Origin of the sequence: Saccharothrix australiensis (assembly GCF_003634935.1) — a bacterium.
GTDB classification, from domain to species: Bacteria; Actinomycetota; Actinomycetes; order Mycobacteriales; family Pseudonocardiaceae; genus Actinosynnema; species Actinosynnema australiense.
This window is the reverse complement of sequence record NZ_RBXO01000001.1, coordinates 2,556,018-2,576,426: the sequence shown is the minus strand read 5'-3', so window position 1 is coordinate 2,576,426 and position 20,409 is coordinate 2,556,018. Positions and strand designations below refer to the sequence as shown.

At 74.9% G+C, this 20,409-nt stretch carries 17 protein-coding genes; 8 read left to right on the top strand and 9 right to left on the bottom strand.

Annotation, left to right across the window (positions count from 1 at the left end; genetic code table 11):
- Positions 1 to 88 precede the first annotated feature (88 nt).
- The 6 genes from C8E97_RS12055 to C8E97_RS12030 all read right to left on the bottom strand — a co-directional run bounded on the left by C8E97_RS12055 (position 89) and on the right by C8E97_RS12030 (position 6,316).
- Complete coding sequence (locus tag C8E97_RS12055; protein WP_121004689.1) at positions 89 to 2,146, bottom strand: ATP-binding protein; 2,058 nt, start codon at positions 2,144 to 2,146, stop codon at positions 89 to 91.
- A gap of 116 nt (positions 2,147 to 2,262) precedes the next feature.
- Positions 2,263 to 3,378: an HAD-IIIC family phosphatase gene (locus C8E97_RS12050; protein ID WP_121004686.1), complete on the bottom strand. Its 1,116-nt coding sequence runs from the start codon at positions 3,376 to 3,378 to the stop codon at positions 2,263 to 2,265.
- 36 nt (positions 3,379 to 3,414) lie between these two features.
- A complete protein-coding gene (locus C8E97_RS12045) occupies positions 3,415 to 4,512 on the bottom strand; it encodes an acyl-CoA dehydrogenase family protein (protein WP_121004683.1) in 1,098 nt (365 codons plus the stop codon).
- Positions 4,505 to 4,777 (bottom strand): acyl carrier protein, encoded by a 273-nt coding sequence (locus C8E97_RS12040; protein ID WP_121004680.1) that lies wholly within the window; start codon positions 4,775 to 4,777, stop codon positions 4,505 to 4,507. Before C8E97_RS12040 ends, C8E97_RS12045 begins: the two co-directional genes overlap by 8 nt.
- Positions 4,778 to 4,790: 13 nt before the next feature.
- The gene (locus C8E97_RS12035; protein WP_121004678.1) at positions 4,791 to 5,459 is read right to left on the bottom strand and encodes an O-methyltransferase; all 669 of its coding nucleotides are present in this window, start codon (positions 5,457 to 5,459) and stop codon (positions 4,791 to 4,793) included.
- On the bottom strand, positions 5,459 to 6,316 hold the full coding sequence (locus C8E97_RS12030; RefSeq protein ID WP_121004675.1) for a 3-hydroxyacyl-CoA dehydrogenase family protein: 858 nt from the start codon (positions 6,314 to 6,316) through the stop codon (positions 5,459 to 5,461). Before C8E97_RS12030 ends, C8E97_RS12035 begins: the two co-directional genes overlap by 1 nt.
- Positions 6,317 to 6,546: 230 nt before the next feature.
- Here C8E97_RS12030 and C8E97_RS12025 point away from each other — a divergent pair, with 230 nt between their 5' ends.
- The gene (locus tag C8E97_RS12025) at positions 6,547 to 7,062 is read left to right on the top strand and encodes a flavin reductase family protein (RefSeq protein WP_121004672.1); all 516 of its coding nucleotides are present in this window, start codon (positions 6,547 to 6,549) and stop codon (positions 7,060 to 7,062) included.
- 502 nt (positions 7,063 to 7,564) lie between these two features.
- Here the strand turns inward: C8E97_RS12025 and C8E97_RS12020 are convergent.
- Together C8E97_RS12020 and C8E97_RS12015 are read right to left on the bottom strand one after the other, a co-directional pair.
- A complete protein-coding gene (locus C8E97_RS12020) occupies positions 7,565 to 9,304 on the bottom strand; it encodes an ABC transporter ATP-binding protein (RefSeq protein WP_121004669.1) in 1,740 nt (579 codons plus the stop codon).
- 160 nt (positions 9,305 to 9,464) lie between these two features.
- On the bottom strand, positions 9,465 to 11,180 hold the full coding sequence (locus tag C8E97_RS12015; protein WP_246018824.1) for an ABC transporter transmembrane domain-containing protein: 1,716 nt from the start codon (positions 11,178 to 11,180) through the stop codon (positions 9,465 to 9,467).
- A 430-nt stretch (positions 11,181 to 11,610) separates the two neighbouring features.
- On the opposite strand from C8E97_RS12015, the gene C8E97_RS34045 reads away from it, so the two are divergent.
- The 7 genes from C8E97_RS34045 to C8E97_RS11980 all read left to right on the top strand — a co-directional run bounded on the left by C8E97_RS34045 (position 11,611) and on the right by C8E97_RS11980 (position 19,246).
- Entirely contained in the window at positions 11,611 to 11,790 is a 180-nt protein-coding gene (locus tag C8E97_RS34045; protein WP_147455081.1) for a hypothetical protein, read from the top strand.
- 23 nt (positions 11,791 to 11,813) lie between these two features.
- Positions 11,814 to 12,593 carry a hypothetical protein gene (locus C8E97_RS12010; protein ID WP_121011347.1) on the top strand — a complete coding sequence of 260 codons (780 nt, stop codon included), beginning with the start codon at positions 11,814 to 11,816 and terminating at the stop codon, positions 12,591 to 12,593.
- 358 nt (positions 12,594 to 12,951) lie between these two features.
- A complete protein-coding gene (locus C8E97_RS12000) occupies positions 12,952 to 13,863 on the top strand; it encodes a DUF6895 family protein (RefSeq protein WP_121004666.1) in 912 nt (303 codons plus the stop codon).
- Positions 13,860 to 14,951, top strand: a complete 1,092-nt coding sequence (locus tag C8E97_RS11995) for a serine hydrolase domain-containing protein (protein WP_121004663.1) — start codon at positions 13,860 to 13,862, stop codon at positions 14,949 to 14,951. The genes C8E97_RS12000 and C8E97_RS11995 overlap by 4 nt, the downstream gene beginning before the upstream one ends.
- A 434-nt stretch (positions 14,952 to 15,385) precedes the next feature.
- Positions 15,386 to 16,573, top strand: a complete 1,188-nt coding sequence (locus C8E97_RS11990) for a cytochrome P450 (RefSeq protein ID WP_121004660.1) — start codon at positions 15,386 to 15,388, stop codon at positions 16,571 to 16,573.
- Entirely contained in the window at positions 16,570 to 17,532 is a 963-nt protein-coding gene (locus tag C8E97_RS11985) for an FkbM family methyltransferase (RefSeq protein WP_121004657.1), read from the top strand. Before C8E97_RS11990 ends, C8E97_RS11985 begins: the two co-directional genes overlap by 4 nt.
- A 52-nt stretch (positions 17,533 to 17,584) precedes the next feature.
- Entirely contained in the window at positions 17,585 to 19,246 is a 1,662-nt protein-coding gene (locus C8E97_RS11980) for a B12-binding domain-containing radical SAM protein (protein ID WP_121004654.1), read from the top strand.
- A gap of 274 nt (positions 19,247 to 19,520) precedes the next feature.
- On the opposite strand, the gene C8E97_RS11975 is transcribed toward C8E97_RS11980, so the two are convergent.
- Positions 19,521 to 20,405 (bottom strand): phosphotransferase, encoded by an 885-nt coding sequence (locus C8E97_RS11975; protein WP_121004651.1) that lies wholly within the window; start codon positions 20,403 to 20,405, stop codon positions 19,521 to 19,523.
- Between the last annotated feature and the right edge of the window lie 4 nt (positions 20,406 to 20,409).

The window sequence follows — 20,409 nt, the reverse complement described above, 5'->3', positions numbered from 1 at the left end:
ACGCGCCACGGGGCAATCCAACCCGGACGGCGCGCCGGTTCGTCGGTGCTGGAACACCAAAAGAGGGTGGCGAAACTGGTGTCGTCGGCTAGGACACGCGGGTCGCCGCGGTGCGACGATCCTCCAGGTGACCGTCTCCCGGCAGCAGGGCGGCGGTCCCGTCGGCGACCGGGTCGAGCGTCACCGTGGTGACGTGCGGCCTGCCCGCGCCCCACTCCGGGCGGCGCAGGAACAGGCCGGGGTCGGCGGCGGTGACCACCAGCAGCGGCACCGGCCGCGGCGGGCCGAGCAGCTCGCCCACGAAGTCGCACAGCGCGTCGTCGGCCAGGTGCAGGTCGTCCACCAGCACGGCGAGCGGGCGGCGGCACAGCAGCGCGGCCACCAGCTCCCACCAGTCCTCGACCAGCGCCTCGTCCCCGTCGTCGAGCGCGCCGCCCACCGCGTCCACCACGTCGGTGAACGCCCGCAGCCGCGCCGACAGGCGGATCGCGGTGTGCCGGTCGCGCACCGCGTGCAGCACGGCGCGGTGCAGCTTGTCCCGCGCCGTCACCGGGCCGTCCTCCGGCGCGACGTGGCAGCACGCGAACAGGACGTCCCGCCGCAGCCGCGCGGTGGCCGCGGCGGTGAACCGCCGGTCGGGCAGCCGCAGGCCGACCGCCGTCCTGGCCGCGCGCCGCTCGAACGCCGCCAGCAGCCACGACTTGCCGGTGCGCGGCGCGCCCAGCACCGAGACCAGGTGCGGCCTCCCGCAGCCGCGCGCCCGCTCCAGCACGCTGTCGAGCACGTCCAGCTCCGGGCCCCGGTCGGCGGCGGGCGGCCCGATCCGCCGCGCGGGTCCCCCGAACGGCACCCCGTGGCGACCGCCCTGCGGCGAGCCGATCACCGCGCGGGTCCGGTCGCACACCGCGATCTCGTTCGCGTCCGCCGACAGCACCAGCGACTCGCACTCCACGAGCAGCGCGCCGCCGATGTCCAGCGCCGAGGGCCGGTCCGCGGGCGGCTCGCCGGTGGCCACGGCGACGCGCAGCACGTGCCGGGCCGAGTGCGGTGTCGTCGGGTAGCAGAGCCGGTCGCGCACCGCCACCGCCGCGCGCACCGCCCGTTCGGCGCAATCGACCCGGTCCGGCTCGTCCGGGAACACGGCCAGCGACATGGTGCCCATCGACTGGGTGAGGGTGCCGCCGAACAGCGCGACCTCCTGGGTGACTGCGGTGACCACGTCGGCCAGCACGCCGTCGACCACGTGCCGCAGGCCCGCGCCGACCTCCACGCCGATCAGGATGGCGCTCACCCGCGACGGCGCGACCGGTCGCGGCAGCAGGTGCACGGGACCCTCCGGCCGGGGCGGCGCCGCGCCGGCGCGACCGGCGCCCGACCCGGCCGCCAGCAGCGCCGGGTCGTGGGCCAGGATGGCGTGCTGGAGCAGCCGCAGGTCGCGCCCCGGTTCCAGGCCGAGCCGCTCGACCAGCGCGGACCGCACCCGCCGGTAGACCGACAGGGCGTCGGCCTGCCTGCCGCTGCGGTACAGCGCCAGCATGAGCTGGTGGCTGAGCCGCTCGCGCAGCGGCTCCGCCTCCGCGACCTCGGTCAGCTTCGCCAGCACCGCCAGGTGCCTGCCGTTGGCCAGCTCCGCCTCGAAGTAGTCCTCCAGGACGTCGAGCCGCAGGTTCTGCACGGCGGTCAGCTCCGCCCAGCCGTACCCCGCCTCCACCAGGTCGGCCAGGGCGGGACCGCGCCACAGCGCCAGGGCCGAGCGCAGGATCTTGGCCGCCGCCCTGGTGCGGCCGGCGGCCAGCTCGGCGCGGCCCTGCTCGGCCAGCTGCTCGAACTGGAACAGGTCGATCCGCTCGGGCTCCACCCGCAGCAGGTAGCCGGGCGACCGGGTGAGCAGGGTGGGCGAACCACCGGCGCGCTGGTTCTCGGCGAACACCACGCGGAGCCCGCGCACGGCGTTCTGGAGCACCTTGCGGGCGGTCGGGGGCGCGTTGTCCTTGCCCCAGAGCCCGTCCAGGAGGGTGCTGGTGGCCACGGCCTTGTTGGCGTGCAGCAGCAGCAGGCCGAGGGTCGCCCGCTGGCGACCACCGCCCAGCTGCGCCCGCCGCCCGGCGCCCTCGGCCTCCAGCGGGCCAAGAACTCGAAAGTGCATCCGTCCCCCTGCGCTCCCGTCGCGTGCCGGGGTGGGTCGGACCGCGCCGGTCGGACGGCCCGGGGCTCACCCCGTCGTGCCTTCGCCCGTCCCGGTACCCGCACGCGGCGGGACCCTCAGGTCGACGACCACTCGACCGGCGCCTCGCCGCGGCGGTGCAGCTCGGGGGCGAACACCGCCATCGTCGTCGGCGCCTGCTGCGAACCCGGGACCAGGTGCAGGCGTTCGATGCCCACTGTGCCGGCATCCGCGCCCGTCGTGTCAAACCCGGCGAGGCATTCACAACCGGCGGGCGCGAACCCCGCGAAGCGGTAGGCGACCTCCATCATGCGGTTGCGGTCGGTCCTGCGGAAGTCCGCGACCAGGTGCACCCCCGCCCTGGCCGCCTGGTCGACCAGCCAGCGCAGCAGCACCGCGCCCGCGCCGAAGCTGACCACCCGGCACGACGTGGCCAGCAGCTTGAGCCGCCACGCCGCCGCGCCGCGCTCGACCAGCATCACGCCGACCGCGCCGTGCGGCCCGAACCGGTCGGCCAGCGAGATGACCAGCACCTCGTGGTCGGGGTCCGACACGAGCGCGCGCAGGGCCTCGTCCGAGTAGTGGATGCCGGTGGCGTTCATCTGGCTGGTGCGCAGGGTCAGCTCCTCGACCCTGGACAGCTCGGCTTCCTTCGCCTTCCCGATGCGCATCACCAGCTCCAGGGTGCGCAGGAAGTCCTCGTCGGGGCCCTCGAACCCGGCGCGCTCGGCGTCGCGGCGGAACCCCGCCTGGTACATCTCGCGGCGGCGGCGCGCGTCGACGGTCACCACCTGCGGGCTGAAGTCCGGCAGGTGCAGCAGCTCCTCGGCCTGCGCGGCGTCGAAGCAGCGCACCTCGGGCAGGTGGTGGGCCACCTCGGCCCGCTCGGTGGGCATGTCGTCGATGAACGCGATCGTCGACAGGGCGAAGTTCAGCTCCTCGGCGATCTCCCGCACCGAGTGCGACTTCGCGCCCCAGTGGATGCGGGGCAGCACGAAGTACTCGGCGACGCCTAGCTTCTCCAGCGTCGCCCAGGCGTGGTCGTGGTCGTTGCGGCTGGCGACGGACTGGAGCACGCCCCGCGCGTCCAGTTCGACGACGGTCTTGCGCACGGCGTCGCTGAGGCGGACCTCGCCGTCCTCCAGCAGGGTGCCTTGCCAGAGCGTGTTGTCCAGGTCCCAGACGAGGCACTTCACGAGCGGCCGGTCGGCCATGATGGTTCCCCCGGTGGTCACGGTGTGGGTGCGCGCTCAGCAGGTGGCGGCGGCGTGCTCCGCCAGGATCAGCTGGCTGATCTCGGTGCTGCCCTCGATGATCTCCATGAGCTTGGCGTCGCGGTACGCCCGCGCCACGACGTGGCCGTCCACCGCGCCCGCCGAGGCGAGCACCTGCACGGCCGACGCCGCGCCACGCGCCGCGTTGCCCGACGCGACGTGCTTGGCCAGCACCGCCGCGGCGGCTTGGCGCGGCGACCGGGCGTCCCACGCGGCGGCGGCCTCGGCGCAGGCGTGGGTGGCGGTGCGCTCGGCGACGTACAGCTCGGCGACGTGCCGCGCCACGAGCTGGTGGTCCAGCAGCCGCGCGCCGAACTGCTCGCGCCGCTTGGCGTGCCCGACCGCGGCGGACAGGCAGGCGCGCAGGATGCCGACGCAGCCCCACGCCACGGACAGCCTGCCGTAGGTCAGGGCGATGGTGGTCAGCATGGTGATCGGCTGGCCGGCCGCGGCGAGCACGGCGTCCGCCGGCAGCCGGACGTCGTCCAGGGTGACGGTGGAGTGGCCCGCCGCGCGGCAGCCCATCGGGCTCGGCACCCGCTCCACCCGCACGCCCGGCGCGGACGTGGGCACGACCACCGCCGCCGCGCCGCCGCCGTAGCGGCCGAAGACCACCACGACGTCGGCGTAGGCCGCCGCGGTGATCCACGTCTTGACGCCGCGCACGACCACGTGGTCGCCGTCGGGGCGGATCTCCGCGGCGACGGCGGCCAGGTCGCTGCCCGCGCCGGGTTCGCTGAACGCCACCGCGGCGAGGTCGCCGCCGGTCAGCCGGGCGAGGTGCTCGGCGCGCTGCGCCCGGTCGCCGAGCCGCTGGATGGTCCACGCGGCCATGCCCTGCGAGGTCATGACGCTGCGGAGCGAGCTGCACAGCGCCCCGGTGTGCGCGGTCAGCTCGCCGTTGGCCGCGCCGGACAGCCCGAGGCCGCCGTGCTCGGCGGCCACCTCGGCGCACAGGACGCCCTTGGCGCCGAGGCCGCGCAGCAGCTCGACGGGGATCGCGCCCGCGGTGTCCCAGCCGTCGGCGGCGTCGCCGACGGTCTCGGTGACGAGCGGGGCGAGGTCGTCAGGCACCGGGCTGCCCGTCGCGCAGGCGCGTCACCAGCGCGCTCATCGAGCGCACGGTCCGGAAGTTGTCCAGCGCGAGGTCCGGTCCCTCCACCGCGACGTCGAAGGTGCTCTCCACGAAGACCACCAGCTCCATCGCGAACAGCGAGGACACCACGCCGGACGCGAACAGGTCGACCTCCGGCTCCCAGCGCAGCTTGGTCTTCGCGGTCAGGAACTCCTGGATCCGCTCCTCGATCGCGGTCTCGGTCAGGGTCGCCGACTCGGTCATGCTTCCTCCCGGTTCACGTCTTCGTCCTGCGGGCCAACGTGATGCCGTCGGCCATCGGCAACAGGCACAGCTCGACCCGGTCGTCGGTGCGCAGCGCCGCGTTGAGCGCCCGGATCGCCTCGGTGTCCGCGTCCCGCGCGGCCGGGTCCACGACGCGGCCGAAGAACAGCGTGTTGTCCAGCACGATCAGCCCGCCGGGGCGCACGTGGGCCAGCGCGTCCTCGTAGTAGCGCGGGTAGCCCGCCTTGTCGGCGTCGATGAAGACCAGGTCGAACGAGCCCGGCCCGTGCTCGGCGAGCAGGTCGGCGGTGGTCCGCGCCGCGTCGCCGATGCGGAGGTCGATGCGGTCGGCCACCTCGGCCCGCGCCCAGTACCGGCGGGCGACCCTGGTCCACCGCTCGCTGATGTCGCACGTGACGAGCCGCCCGTGCGGCGGCAGGGCGCGGGCCATGCACAGCGCGCTGTAGCCGGTGAAGGTGCCCAGCTCCAGGACGCGCTCCGCGCCGACGAGGCCCACCAGCAGCGCGAGGAGCTGGCCCTCCTCGGGCATGGTGACCATCGAGGCGAGCGCGGGCATCGCGGCGGTCTCGCCGCGCAGCTCCCGCAGGACGTCGTCCTCGCGCACGGAGACCTCGCGCACGTAGTCGAGGACGGTCTCGGTCAGCTCCACCTGCCCGGCCATCAGGCGGTCCCGTACTCGTAGAAGCCGCGGCCGGTCTTGCGGCCGTGGTGCCCCTCGGCGACCTTGCGCAGCAGCAGCGCGCTGGGTTTGCAGCCCTCGTCGCCGGTGCGCTCGTAGAGCACCCGCAGCGAGTCCACCAGGTTGTCGATGCCGATGAGGTCGGCGGTCTTGAGCGGGCCGGTGCGGTGGCCGATGCACTGCTCCATCAGGGCGTCGACGTCCTCGACGGTCGCGCGGCCCTCCTCGACCACCCGCGCCGCGTCGTTGATCATGCGGTGCAGCACCCGGCTGGTGACGAAGCCCGGCCCGTCGTCGACGACGATCGGCTTGCGCCCCAGCGCGTCCAGCAGCGAGCGCACGGCCGCCATCGCGGCGTCGCCGGTCCGCGGGCCGCGCACGACCTCCAGCGTGCCGATCAGGTAGGCGGGGTTCATGAAGTGCACGCCGACCAGGAACTCCGGTCGCGGCACCTGGCCGGCCAGCTCGTCGACGGGGATGGACGAGGTGTTGGTGACGCGCAGCGCGGTGGGCGCGACGACGGCGGCGATGTCGTTCTGCACCTTCACCTTCAGGTCCGCCGCCTCGGTGATCGCCTCGATGACGGCGGTGGCGTCGGCGGCGGCGTCCGCGGCGTCCGCCAGCGCCAGGTCGCCCACCGGCCCGTCGTGCGGCAGCGCGCCCATCATGCGGGCCGTGCGCAGCTCGTGGCGCACTCGCGCCCGCGCGGCGGCCAACCGCTCCGCGTCGACGTCCACGAGCGTCACCGGGACGCCGCGCCCGATGGCCAGCGCGGTGATGCCCACGCCCATCGTGCCCGCGCCGAACACCGCGAGCCGGTGCCCTGGGCCGTCGGTCATCGTTCCCCCTTGCTGCTGGTCGAGGTCGCTCATCGAGGTCGCTGGTCGAGGTCGCGGAGGGCCCGCGGGGCTCCCCGGCGGGTGGCTGCTCCAGCGAACACCACGGGGCGGTCGCGGCGGGTGCGCCGGGGAACCAAATCGCGATCTCCGATCTGGCCCTCGGTGCCAGTACCGGCGCGGAGGCCCCGAACTACGCTCCGACGTCAGTCTTCCGCTGAGTGAGGGGTGCCATGGCCGAGATCGACCCGGTGCACTTCCGGCAGACCCTCGGCCGGCTGCCGACCGGCGTCACGATCGTCACGTCGACCGACGACCGCGGCGAGCCGATCGGCGTGGCGTGCAACTCCTTCACGTCGGTGTCGCTGGACCCGCCGCTGGTGCTGGCGTGCGCGGCGAAGGGCTCCTCGACGTGGCCCGCGATCCGCGCGCGCGCCGCGTTCACGGTCAACGTGCTGGACCGGCACGGCGAGTGGCTGTGCCGCCGGTTCGCGGCGAAGGGCGCGGACCGGTTCGCGGGCGTCCGCTGGACGCCGTCGCCGACCGGGCCGGAGCTGGACGGCGCGCTGGCGTGGATCTCGTGCACGACCGAGGTGGAGCACGAAGCCGGCGACCACGTGATCGTGGTGGCGCGGGTGGTCGGGCTGTCGCAGTCGGGCCTGGCGGGTCCGCCGCTGGTGTTCCACCGGGGCCGCTACGGCTCGTTCTTCCAGCCGGTGATCCGACCGGTGCCCGGCCTGACGGGCTGACCGGCGCACGGCCCGGCCCGGCCCGGCCGGGCGAGCCACCCGGCCGACGGACCGACCGGGTGGCCGCCGGACCGAGCGACCGACGGACCGGCCACCTGGCGCCTTTGCCGGGCCGCGGACCGGTCACCGGGCGGGTTCACCCGATCGACGGACCGACCGGTCCTCCCCGATCCGCCGCGCGCCCGCACCGCCCGCCGCGCCGCCGACCGTCACCGGATGGGGCGAATGCCGCGCACGCCGGTTTCCCCGCGCCGGATCAAGGAATCCTCGTGGCGCGGTCGACCCCGCGTCGACCACCGAGGAGGGACCGACGTGCGCCATCGCACCTTCGTCGCCACGCTGACCGCCGGGCTCCTGCCGAGCGCCGCCGGCGGCGCGGCGGACCACCCCGCACCGGGGCCGCGCGCGGCCGGCGGCGGGCGGGAGCGCCCGCGCCGCCGCGGTGGGCGGCGGCTCCCGACCGCGCGGACCCGCGACCGGCCGCCCGACGCGGGCGCGGCGCTCAGTCGCCGTGCCACGAGCGCCACAGCGCCGCGTACACCCCGTCCCGCCCCACCAGGTCGTCGTGCGCCCCCTGCTCGATCAGCCGGCCCTCCTCCAGCACCACCACGCGGTCGGCGCTGTGCGCGGTCTGGAGGCGGTGCGCGATCGCGATGACCGTGCGCCCCTCCAGGACCGCCGCGAGGGCGCGTTCGGTGTTGCGGGCGGTCGTCGGGTCCAGCAGGGCCGTCGCCTCGTCGAGGACCACGGTGTGCGGGTCCGCCAGCACCACGCGGGCCAGGGACAGCTGCTGCGCCTGCCCGCCGTCCAGCCGGTGCGCGCCGCCCAGCTCGGTGTCCAGGCCGTCCGGCAGCTCGTCCGCCCACGTCGCGCCGACGGCGGCGAGCGCGGCGCGCAGCTCCGCGTCGCCCGCGTCCGGCCCGGCGACGAGCAGGTTCTCCCGCACCGTGGCGCGGAAGACGTGGTGGTCCTGGGTGACCAGCACGACCTGGCGGCGGAGCCGCTCCGGGGCCAGGTCCGCGACCGGCACGCCGCCGACGGAGACCCGGCCGCCGGTCGGCCGGTCGACACCCGCCAGCAGCCGGCCGAGCGTGGACTTGCCCGCGCCCGACGGCCCGACCACCGCCACCCGCTCGCCCGGCCGCACCACCAGGTCGATGCCGTGCAGCACGTCGGGGCCGCCGTCGTAGGCGTACCGGACGCCGGCCACCTCGATCCGGTCGTCGGCGGGCGCGTCCGACGCGCGCCGCTCGCCGCCGACCGCCGCCAGGCCCTCGACCCGCGCGTACGCCGCGCCCGCGCTCTGCAACTGGTCCACCCACAGCATGAGGGTGTCCAGCGGGCCCGCGAGCTGCCGCAGGTACACCGCGGCGGCGACGACGGTGCCCAGGCTCGCCACGCCGTCGAAGTACAGCGCGCCGCCGACCGCCAGCACGCCGACGACGGGCAGCACGTGCGACACGTCCACGGCGGGGAAGAGCACGGAACGCAGCCACAGGGTCCGCAGCCGCGCCCGGCGCGAGCAGTCGACGGCGTCCTCCGCCGCCTGCTCGCGTCGCCGGGCCAGGCCGAGCGCCTCCACGGTGCGCGCGCCGCCCGCGGTGCTCGCGACGACGTCGGCCAGGCGCGCGCCCGCGTCCGCCTCCGCGAGGTACGCGACGCGGGCGCGGCGCAGGTACCAGCGCAGCGCCAGCGCGACCACCACCAGGCAGGCCAGCCCGCACGCGCCGATCAACGGGTCGAGCACGAGCACGGCGGTGACGAGGAACACCGCCTGCACCACGGCGACCAACACCTCCGGCGCGGCCCTGCGCAGGGCCGTGGCGACCACCGCGGTGTCGGTGGTGCCCCTGGCGATCAGGTCGCCGGCGGGCGTGCGCTCCACGACCGACGCGGGCAGGGCGAGCACTCGGTCGAGCAGGCGTTCCCGGACGCGGGCGGCGGCGCGCTCGCCGAACCGGTACCCGACGTGCAGCGCCTGCCGCGCGAGCACGACCTGCCCGAGCGTCGCGACCAGGATCAGCAGCGCCAGCCGGTCCACCTCGCCGAGCACCGCCGGACCCGGCGAGGACTCGACGGCGTCGACGACGCGGCCGAGCAGCCACGGCCCGACGAGGCCGGCCGCGGCGGCGAGCGCGTTCAGCGCGAGCAGGGCGACGAACGCGCCCCGGTCGGCGCGGACGTCCGCCCACGCCGCGCGGCGGACCTGTGCCCCGGTCGCGACCGGCAGCGTCGTGGTCATCGGCCCGCACCCTCCCCGCGGTTACGCGGAACCGGCACACGACAACCCGGCCCGGAACGCACCGGACCGGGACGCGCACCGACCGCCCGCGGGGACGGCGACGCGTCGCCGACCGGCGCCGCGCCACGAACCCCCACGCCGCCCACCGCCCCCGCCCCGGTCACCCGACCGCCTCCTCGGCCACACCACGGGACACCAGCGCGCGATAACCCGGCTCCGAGCGCAACAGGTCGCGGTGCGCGCCCACCGCCCGCACCGCGCCGTCCACCAGGTACACCACCACGTCCACCTGGTCGAGCACCAGCGGCGACGTGGTGGTGACCAGCGTCGTGCGACCCTCGCGCGCCGCGCGCAACCGGCTGATCAGCGTGGCCTCGGTGTGGGCGTCGAGGGCGGAGGTCGGCTCCACCGCGAGCAGGACCTCCGCGTCGGCGCACAGGGCGCGGGCGAGCCGCACCCGCTGGCGCTGCCCGCCGGAGAGGTTGTGGCCGTGCGCGGTGATCCGCGCGTCGAGGCCGCCCGGCAACGCCGCCACGACGTCGGTGGCGACCGCCGCGTGCAGCGCCGCCCGGACGGCGTCGTCGTCCACGTCGCGGCGGCCCGCCACGACCTCGCGCACGCTGCCCGCGAAGAGTTCCGCGTCGTGGTCGGCGACCAGGATCCGGTCGCGCACCCGCCCGAGCGGGACGGCGGCCAGCGGCGCGCCGGCCCACGTGGCGGCGGAGCGGGCGAACCGGCCGAGCCGGTCGACCACCTCGGCGGCGTCGGCGGCGCGGGACGACACCAGCGCCGTCAGCCGGTGCGGCGCGACCTCCACGCCCGAGCCGGGGTCGCGCAGGGTGGCGGGCGACGGCGGCGCGGCGACCGCGGCCGGGTCGTCCGCGTGGTCGTGGGTGAGCGCCAGCAGCCGGACGACCCGGCGGGCGGCGGTCACGGCCCGCGCGACGTCGCCGCCGCCCTCGATGAAGAACGCCACCGGCACCACCAGCACCGCGACGTAGCCGTGCACGGCCACGAGGTCCCCGACGGTGATCGCGCCCGTCGCGGCCGGCCGCGCCGCGAGCCACGTGACGACGGCCAGGAACAGCGCGGGCAGGCCGCCCGCCAGCGCGCCCACCCAGCTCGCCGCCGCGCCGACCCGGTAGCCCCGCTCGCACAGCTCCCGCGACTCGGCGCCGAACCGGGCGGCGTGCCGGTCCTTGCCGCCCAGGCCGTTGAGGACGCGCAGCCCGTCCAGCACGTCGACCAGCCGGGTGGTCAGCGCGCCCTGGTGCTCGCGGTACCCCGCGCCCGTGCGCTCGATCCGGCGCAGCAGCGGGCCGACCGTGACCGCCAGCAGCGGCACGCCGCACAGCACGACGAGCGCCAGCGGCGGTGAGATCGACAGCACCACCGCGGCGACGGCGACGTAGGCGACGACCGCGCCGACGCCCGGACCCGTGACGGTCAGCGACTGCGCGATCACCTGCACGTCCGCGACGCCGATGGCGACGACCTCGCCCGCGTCGACCCGGCGGCCCAGCGTCGCGCCCAGGTGGGCGGAGTGCCGGACCACCGCCCGGATGGTGCGGAACGAGGCGTCCATGCGGACCTTGGTCATGGTGCGGTGCCGGGCGACGGCGAGCGCCGCGCTCAGGACGCCCGCGCCCAGCAGCGCCGCCACCCACACCGCGAGCGCACCGGCGTCACCCGCGACCAGGCCGTCGTCGATCGCGTGCGCGAGCAGGTACGGGGGCACGGCCAGGCTCACCATCCACGAACTGCCCAGCAGCGCGCCCAGCGCGACGCGGCGGCGCTGGGCGGCGACCAGCCACCACAGGAATCGGCCGGGGCCGCGGACGTCCGCCGGTCGTGGCGCGGTGAAGGCTTCTCCCACCGCCTCACCATACTGATCGCCATCCGCGGTTCCCGTCGTGCGGCCCGACGGTGCGCCTTCTCCGCGCCGCTGCCGGCACCCGGCATCACGGTGTCCACAAAGGACGGTTCTCGACCGGGGACCGCGCACGGGGATTCCAGGGGCATCTCCGGGAGTGACCGCGACGGCGGGGTACCGCGACGGCTCCGACCTCAACCGGACGGCGCGGTACCCCGGTGTCGCGCGGCGCCACCTGTCCTCGACCACCCTCCGGATCGCCCGGTGACGCCCAGCCGACACCCGTCCGCGTCGCCCGTTCCCCCGGCCTCCCTTGGGGTTCACTCACACGAGTGGATTGACCGCCCATAGCCGCTTTCCGCGCAACGGATCAGGTCAGGTGTGCTGCACTCGGAGGACGGCAAGACACCACACGACGAACGAGGAGGTAGACATGTCCGTACGCACGCCAGTCCGTCCGATCGTGACACCGGACGAGGTCACCGAACTGATCACCGCGGCCGTCGAGCCGGAGGCCGCCATCGCCGATCCCCCGCTGGCGACCCGGCCGGCGAGCCTGCTGACCCTCCTGCTGACCGCTCCCTCGACACCGAAGGAGCCGGGGAAGCGGTGACCGCGGAAGGCAGCGTCGGTCGATTGTCCTCCGCGGACTCGGCCGCCGCGCTGGCCGGCCACGTGCTCGGCGCGCTCGTGGAGGGGAGGGCGGCGCAGGTCGCCGACTTCCTCGACTCGTGCGCCGACGTCGTGGCCGGCCTCGGCGCGGTCCGCGTGGCGAGCACGGACGTGTTCGCGCCCCACCTGCTCGCCGGCCACCCCTTCGAGGCCCGCGACGCGGTGGTGGTCGCGGACGCGTTCGGCGCGTTCCCGCCCGTGTCGGAGCCGGTGACGCACGAGCAGCGCGTGATGGCCTGGCGGGACTGGGCCACGACCCGCCTGCTCGACCGCCTCACCGGCGACCGCTCGTCCGCGCCGGACCCGTCGTCCGCCTGGCCCGCGTCGCCGTGCGCGACGGGCGTGCCCGGTCCGTGGCCCGAACCGGCGGCCGACCGGCCGGGCGCGTCGTGCGCGACGGGGACGCCGGGCGACCCGGCCGACGTGCTGGGCCCGGTCGAGGAGTGGCCGCGCTGGTCGGCGGTGGTGGCCCAGCTGTACCCGCTGGCCCTGCCGGGCGTGGACGGGCCCGTGGTGGCGGCCGTGTCGCGCGAGCCGCTCGCGCTCGCCAGGGGCACCACCCGCGCGGTGCTGCGCCGCGACCACGCCACCGCCGCCCGCCTGGCGCGGTGGGTGGCGCTGCTCGGCGACCGCGTGCCGCTCGACGTCCACGCGCTGCTGACCCACCTGCGGCTGCACGCGGGCACCGGGGCGCGGCTGCTGCTCGACCTCGCCGTGGCGCGCCGCCTGGCGGCGCACCCGTGACGACGGGCCACCGAGGGCCCGCCGCGCGGCGCGGTGGCGCACGGACGGCGGCTCGCCGCGCACGCGTCGCGGCGGCCACCCCCGGCCGGGCGCCGACCACCTCGGTCGCCACGCCGGGCCGCACCTCCGGCACCACCGCCATGCCCGGTCGCTCCCCCGCCACCACGCACACTCCCGACCGCCCTGCCGCCACCACGCGCGCGCCCGGCCACTGCCCCACCACCACGTGCATGCCCGGTCGTGCCCACGCCACCACGCGCACGCCCCGTGCCGCTCGTGTCACGGAGGGTGCGCCCCACCCCGCACCCACCACGGCGGGCACACCCGACTGCGCACCCGTCCCGGCGGAGGAGGCGTCATGACGGTCGCACCGGTCGCGCACACGGCGCACGGGGTCGCGACCCGCGCCCTGGCGTGGCTCCACGAGCACCGCGCACTCGGCGGTTTCCAGGACGACGCGACGGCCGACCTCGACGACCCGGACGGCGTCTACAAGCCCCTCGGCGAGGCGTCGCTGGCGGCGTCGATCGTGCTCCGCGAGGGCGTCACGGGCGGCACCCAGCTCCGGCACGCCCGTGAGCTGCTGGACTTCTGCTGGGCCCAGCTTCGGCACGGCGACCTGCTCTACGAGCGCCAACTGCGGCACACGCTGCTCACCGACCCGCTGGAGGTGTACGCGCCCTTCGCCCGCGCCGGCCACCGCCACCAGGCCCTGGAAGAGGTGCTGGCGCACACCTCGGCGGTCGATGCCATGACCGAGGTCGTCCCGAACCGGCGGATCGCCGTGGCGAACGCGCACCGCACCGTGGGCATCCCGCGCGACGACGACTGGGACGCGCTGGCCGGCGCCACGTGGCTGGGCCGCGCACCCGAGCCGTGGGCGATCGACTGGCACACCGCGTACTGCGCGACGCACACCGTCTTCCACCTCACCGACTGGGGCGCGCACCCGGACGGCCTGCCCCGGCACGTCGTCGACCACCTGACCGCCTGGCTGCCGGTGTGGTTCGACGTCTGGGCCGAGGCCCGCCAGTGGGACCTGGTCGGCGAGCTGCTGGTGGTCGGCGCGTGCCTGCCCGAGCCGCGCGTCGACCCCGCCGAGTGGGCGGTGTTCGCGGCGGCGCAGCAGGCCGACGGGCTCGTGCCGCGCGACGGCGACCCGGTGGCGGGTGACGCGACCGAGCGGTTCCGCGACCACCAGCACACGGGCGTGGTCGCCGTGCTCGCGGGCACGGTCGCGCTGTCCCGGCTGCTCGGGTCCGCCCGGTGACCGCACGCGGCCTCGACGGGCTGCTGGCCTCCGCGCCGGGCGCGGTGGTGGGCGTCCACCGGTGCGGCGTCGACGTGTTCCTGGCCTCGGGCGGCACCGCGCTGCGCCGGCCGCGGCCGGTCGACCCGGCCACGCGGTTCGAGATCGGTTCGGTCACGAAGGTGTTCACGGCGCTGCTGCTGGCGGAGCTGGTCCAGCGCGGCGAGGTGCGGCACGACGACCCGGTGGACCGGTACCTGGGCACGCGCCTCGGCGACGCCGTCACCCTGGAGCGGCTCGCCACGCACACCTCCGGCCTGCGCCGCCTGCCGCCCGGCCTGCTCCGGGCGGCCGTGCCGACCTGGCGCACGGACCCCTACCGCGACTTCGGGCCCGCCGAGTTCGAGGTGGCGCTGCGACGGGCCCGGCCACGCGGCCACCACCGCGTGCGGTACTCCAACTTCGGCGTCGCCGCCCTGGGCCTGGCGCTGGCGCACGCGGCCGAGCGGCCGTTCGAGGACCTGCTGGCGGAGCGCGTGACGCGGCCCCTCGGCCTGACCGACACGGGGTTCGGGGTGGCGCCGCAGGCCACCGGCCACCTGCGCGGCCGACCGCGCCCGCCGTGGACGATGCCGGGCATGCCCGCGGCAGGCGCGCTGCGCTCGTCCGCGCGCGACCTGCTCGCGCTCCTCACCGCGCTGCTGGACCGGCGTCCGGAGTCGCTGGCACCCGCGCTCGCCGACGTGGTGACACCGCGCGCCACGACGCCCGACGGCGACCGCGTGTGCCTGGTGTGGAGCCTGCGCCACCGCGCCGGGCACGACCTGGTGTTCCACGCCGGCGCGACGCGCGGGTTCACCGCGTTCGCGGGCTGCTGCCCGCAGCGCCGCACCGCGCTCGTCGCGCTGACCAACACGGGTCCGACGCTGCGGTCGCCCTTCGTCCAGCTGTCCTACGAAGCGTTGCGCGCCTTGGCCGACGAGCGGCACGGGCGGGAGACCCCGGCCGGGCGGGCGGCCGTCGGCACCGAACCGGCCGTCGGCACCGAACCGAGAGCGACCACCGAACCGACCGGCGCGGCGCGCGGCCCATCCCGGCCGGCGCCGTGACGGCCGTCGTCCACAAGCGCGCCGCGTTCCGTCCACACCGGACGGCGTCCGACCGGACCACATCGGAATGTCCACAAAGCACGAGAATTCACGAGCGCCACTCGCATTGTCGACCGGCGGCGGAACGCGAACACGAATACCTATCACCATGACGCGACGTGACATATTCTCGATCAACTTCGCCGGCGACACCCACCACTCACCAATTAACCACCCGAATGGGCTGTATCCAGCGTCAGGCATGACGTTCCGTGACATATCTCGGACCCCGATACACCCATCCCGGTTATTCTTCCTGCCGAGGCGACTATGGTGGTACCGTCGCCATATGGGGAGGTGATCTACCGGTAACCCCGCGCCCCATTCCGGCTCGGCGCGGCGAATTGCACCGGTGATCATCACAAGCGCGTATCGCAGCTCAAGGAGAAGTGTCCATGCTGGTGCTTCCTTCGTTGGCCGACCCTGCCGCACTGCGGGACTGGCACGGCACGTTCCGCGCATTCCGCGAGCACGACCGGGTCCACTGGGACGAAGGGGCGGGCACGTGGCTGGTCACGCATTACCACGACGTCGTCGCCGCGCTGCACAACGACCTGCTCGACTCGTGCGGACCGACGTCGTTCATGGGCCTGTTCCCACCCGCGGAACAGGAGGAGTTCCGCGACCTCCAGGCGTTCTACGAGAGCTGGATGGTCTTCTCCGGACCGCCCTACCACCAGCGCGTCCGCAGCGCCGTGCAGGGCGTGCTGACCCCGCGCGCGGTCGCCCGGCGGCGGGCGGAGGTCCGCGCGACCGCGCGGGCCCAGCTCGACCTGGCCCGCGACGGCGTCGTGGACTTCTTCGCCGACTTCGCCCGGCCGCTCGCGATCTCCGTCATCTCCGAGGTGCTCGGCATCCCGTCCGACGAGTGGGACGTGTTCTCCCGCTGGTCGCACGACCTGATCGCGTTCATCGGCGCGCCGCGGCCCGAGGTCGAGAAGGCGCGGATCGCGCGGCGGGCCTACGCGGAAATGCGCGAGTACGTGCTGGACTTCACCGCCGCGCTGCGCCGCGCGGGCCGCACCGACAACCCCCTGCTCGCCGTGGAGCCGATCGGCGAGCACGCCGTCGTCGGCACGTTCGCGCAATTCCTGACCGGTGGCTGCGACCCCATTTCCTCGGGCATCGCCAACACGGTCGTCACCATGCTCCGCCACCCCGACCAGACGGCGCGGCTGCGCGCGGACCGCTCGCTGCTGCCGACGGCCGTCGAGGAGTTCCTGCGCTACGAAGCCCCGTTCACGCTCGCGCCGCGCGTCGCGCGCGAGCCGGTGACCGTCGCCGACCGGGAGCTGCCCGCGGGCTCCCGCGTGATGCTGATGTTCACGGCGGCCAACCGCGACCCGGCGGTGTTCCGCGACCCGGACCGGGTCGACGTCGGGCGCTCGCCGAACCCGCACCTGGCGTTCGGCAAGGGCAACCACTACTGCATCGGCGCGGGGCTCGCACGGCTGGAGATGGCCGAGACCATCGACACCCTGCTCACCGAGGCCCCCGACCTGGCGCTCGCGGGCGACGTGGAGTGGACCGCGAGCCTGGGCCTGCGCTCGGTGGCCAAGCTACCCGTCACCGTCGGGCGGTGAGCGCCGTGGACTCGCCGCGCGCGCCGTACCTGAGCACGCTGCCCGAGCGGTTCTTCCGCTACCTGCTCTTCCGGTCCGGGCTGCCGTACCCGGTGGTGCGCAGGCTCGCGCCGATCCTGGTCGGCAAGCGCCGCCGGGAACGCCGCATCCACGACTTCCGGATGGCGTTGTCGCCGCAGGACATCCTCCAGACGCGGCTGCTGCTCGACGGCGTGTGGGAACCCGTCCTCACCCGGTGGTGGGCGTTCCTGTCCGCCCGCTCGTCCGTGGTGTTCGACGTGGGCGCGCACTGCGGCTACTACACGCTGTTCGGGCACAGCGCGAACCCCGAGCTGGAGGTGCACGCGTTCGAGCCGAACGCCGAGCTGTGCGCGGACGTGTCCGCCAACCTCGCGCTCAACGGCATCGACGCGCGCGTGCACCTCAACCAGGTCGCGGTCGGCGGCTCCACCGGGACCACGCGCCTGTACGTCCGCGACATCGAGCCCGCCGCCGCCAGCCTCAACGAGCTGGACGTCTACGACCGCACCATCCCGGTCCGCAGCACCAGCCTCGACGCCTACTGCGACCAGCACGGCGTCGACCGCGTGGACCTGTGCAAGTTCGACATCGAGGGCGCCGAGCTGGACGCCGTGCAAGGCATGCTGGAGGGCCTGCGCGCGCACCGGTACCGGTGCCTGGTCCTCGAAGTGCACGCCCTGTTCATGCCCGAGGGCGGCCCGCGCCGGATGCTGTCGACGTTCCGGCAGCACGGGTACACCGTCCGCCGGATCGGCGAGGACGGCGCCCGGCCGCTGGCGGAGCGCGACCTGGACTTCGACTTCGACCAGTGGCTGGTCCTGTCGCCCGAGGCGGAGGAGGAGCTGGCCGAGTTCCGCGCCGGCGACCTGATCCGCGTCCCACCGCGCTTCGCCGCCATCTACGAGGGCGTGTCCTGGTCGCCGGCGACCATCCGCTGACACCCGCACGCCACCGCCACCCAAGCCAAGTCGAGGTCCGGAGGTTGTTTTCGTGCTGCTCGTGCTCGCAGGACTCGGACCGTACTTCAAGAGCCGCGACGACCTGATCGGATCGTTCTTCGACCAGGTGGCCGCCCCGACCCTGGAGGAGACCTACCGCGACGGCGGACAGCCGGGCTTCCGGCTGGACAGCCTGTGCTTCCGCGGACCCGACGGCGAACGGCACGCGCTGCTGCGCCCGGAGCTGAGCGGGTCGCTCTCGCTCGCCGCCGGGCGCTTGCGGACGATCGAGCGCAGACCGATACCCAGCCTCGTCGCGTTCACGCTCGGCTCGATCCTGTACCACGCCGGGCTGGACCACGAGCACCTGCCGCTGGAGTCCATCTGGGCCGAGGAGGCCGAGCCGCGCAGCGGGTCGATCGACCTCGTGCTGCTCTCCACGACCTTCATCTGCGACCGGTACACGCTGGCGCGAGCGGTCCGCTGGATCACCACCCGGTACCCCGGCGTGCCGATCGTGCTGGGCGGGCAGTTCACCAACCTCAAGTACCGGTTGGTGCTGCGCGACCACCCCGAGGTGACGTGCGTGGTCCGCGGCGACGGCGAGGTCGCGCTGCCCGCCGTCGTCCGGGCGATCCGCGGCGGCGGCGACCTCGGCGCGATACCGAACGTCGTGTACCGCGAGCCGGACGGGTCGATCGGGCAGACCGGGGTGGAGTACGTCGACCTCGACGCGCACCCCTCCCCCGTGTTCCCCGGCGAGCTGCCCATCGTGCCGTACGAGTCGATGCGCGGCTGCCCGTTCTCGTGCAAGTTCTGCTCGTTCCCCGCCGCGTCGCCGAAGTGGCGCTACAAGTCGGCGGAGAAGATCATCTCGGACTGGCGGGACTACTGCGACCACAACGGCACCGTGCACATCCGGGCGATGGACTCGACCTTCACCGTGCCGCCTCGCCGGTTCCGGCAGCTGCTGCGCGAGCTGCCCGGCGAGGGCATCGGCTGGGAGGCGTTCACCAGGGCCAACTCGCTGGTCGACCAGGGCGTGGTGGACGCGCTGGCGGCGGCGAACTGCCGCTGGCTGTCCATCGGGTTCGAGTCGATGAGCGAGAACTCCCTCGCCCACATGGACAAGCGCGTGCGCGCCTACCAGAACCGGCGGGCGTTCGAGCTGCTCAAGGACAGCGACGTCGGCTACCGCATCTCGTTCATGGCGGGCTACCCCGGCGAGACGCCGGAGGACTTCCGGGAGACGCACGACTTCCTCGTGCAGGACTACCAGGGGCACTTCCAGCTGTACGTGTTCTCGTTGCAGGACGAGACGATGCCGGTCTGGCAGGACGCCGGGAAGTTCGACATCCGCGTGTCGGACCTGGAGAACCCGGACTACGCGTGGTCGCACGTCGGCATGGACGTGGAGACCGCCCGGTCGCTGCGCCGGAACGCGCTGCGCGAGGTCCGCTGGCGCAACGACAAGGCGGTGGCGCTGCTGTGGCAGACGGACTACCAGAGCCCCCTGCTGCCGCACCGCTCGGCGGAGGTGAACTACCGGGTGGAGAAGCTCGTCGAGCGCGTGGGGATGCTGCCGCTGGACCACCCGTCACCCGCCGAGGGCGTGCCGCTGCTGCGGTCGCTGCTGGCGGAGCTGGGTGAACTGGGCGTGCTGGTGGACGAGGCGGCGACCGCCTCCCCGTCCGAGGGCCGCGTCCTCGCCTGAGCGGTCCGCGCCGACGCCCTGCACCCCTCGGCTCCGAAGCCCTTCGAGTCCTTCAAGTCCTTCAAAGCAGCGGGACCACGGCAGAGGAACCACGGACCCAACGCGCCCGGAAGCCGCAACCTTCCAGGCACGTGGCGTCCGTGCTCACCCTGCTGTGGTCCCGTTGCTCCAAAAACCAAGCCTTGACGCCCTCCACCCCTCCAGAACCGAAGTCCTTCGGAGCAACAGCACCATCGCGGTCCACATGCGACGGTCGCCTGTCGGGTGCCGTGGATCAGCGGTTCGGGCCGTCCAGCGGTGGCAGGTCCAGGGCTCGTGCCGCCCACGGCAGCGCCGTCCGCAGCTGCACGAGCTGGATCGCCCGCACACCGGGCGCGGTCGGGATCACCGGCAGGCCGGCGCGGGCCGCGAAGAAGCCCGACACGTGCGCCGACATCGCCGGGTCGAGGTCGGCCACCTCCTCCGGCTCCGGGCCGCCCTCCGCCCGCAGGCTCGGCAGCCAGAACGCGATGTCGAACTGCGGGTTGCCGACCGCCGCGTGGTTCCAGTCGAACAGCACCGCCCGGCCGTCGCGCAGGCACAGGTTGTCGCTGCGCACGTCCAGGTGCAGGGTGGCGTCGCCGGCCAGCGCGTCCAACGACGCCGCCGCCACCAGCACCGGCAGCGCCCGGTCCAGCCACGCCGCCGTGCACAGGCCGAGCGACAGCAGCGGCTCCGGCCGCCGCGCCACCTCCGGCCAGCCGTCCTCGGCGTACTGCGTCGCGTCCAGCGCGCCGAGGCCGGCCGGCGTCGGACCGCCGTGCAGCTCCTCCAGCGCCGCCAGCACGGCGTCGACGGCGTCCGGCGTCCACGGCGGCGGCCACACCGCGTCCGAGAGGTCCTCCAGCACGAGCACCGGCGACTCGCCGTCGTCGTCCCAGCCGAGCAGCTGGGGGAAGAACTTGCCGCGCAGCCGCCGGTACACGGCGTGCTCCGCGCGCAGCCACGACGCCGTCTGCCGATCGGTCGCGTACTTCACGAAAACCGAGCGGCCGTCCTCCGTGCGCACCACCCAGCGCATGTTCGGCGCATATCCGCGATCACTCACCCGGTGCGCGTCCACGACACCCGAACCCACGATGCGCCGCACCCGTTCGACTTCCGCCTGGCCGAGTCGCATGATC